The following is a 716-nucleotide window of genomic DNA, read 5'->3' as shown; positions in this document are numbered from 1 at the left end:
AGCGCCATCCGCCGGGCGACCGCGATCACCTCCGTCGCCGCCGCTTCGGGCACCGCCAGCCCGGCCGGCCCGGACACGCTCGGCGCCCCCGCCCGCACCAGGGCCGCGACGAACGCCTGCGCCTCCGGCCCGTCCGCCGCCATGCCGCGTCCCTCCCCCGTCCCGTTCACGGGACTCACGCTCCTTCCGACTCGATGGCACTCGGCGGACGCCGGGTGCCATCGAATGACGGTACCGATCGGTAGCCGGTCGGGCAGAGGGTTTTCCGATGAGGCGCCTCCCGACGTGACACGGGGCGCCCCGTGCGCCCTGCCCCGCTCAACGGGCCTTCCACCGCACGTGGTTCACGTGAACCGGAGGCACTCCTTCAGCCGTAGTCCCGGCTGTACGGGCCGGCCGGACCGGAGGCACCGGTCCGGCGGACCATGGACCGGGAGGTCATCCGATGGCTTTCTCCGACGGCGCCGCGGGCGCGGGCACCACCACCCCGGCCGCACCCGACTACTCGCCGGCCGCCTGGCCCGAACCGGTCCCCCTGCTGCCCCGCAGCCCGCTCGACCCACTCGGCACCGTCCTGATCCCGCCCGCCGAGCGGCAGTTGTTCACCCGGGACCTGACCGTCGAGCCGACCTCGGCGGCGCCGCAACCGGCCGTCCCCCCGACGGAGCCGCCCCCCGGCGGCCAAGGCGCCTGGGCGGCACCCGGCCTGCTGCCCG

General features: G+C 76.4%; 1 pseudogene. It reads left to right on the top strand.

Annotated elements, in window-relative coordinates:
- Nucleotides 1-445: 445 nt before the first annotated feature.
- Nucleotides 446-716 (top strand): annotated as a pseudogene (locus KS423_RS46655) (hypothetical protein); the annotation flags it as partial.

It is taken from the genome of Streptomyces sp. LS1784, assembly GCF_020103755.1.
Taxonomy (GTDB): domain Bacteria; phylum Actinomycetota; class Actinomycetes; order Streptomycetales; family Streptomycetaceae; genus Kitasatospora.
The sequence above is the reverse complement of the archived record's forward strand: the minus strand, read 5'-3'. Positions and strand labels throughout refer to the sequence as shown.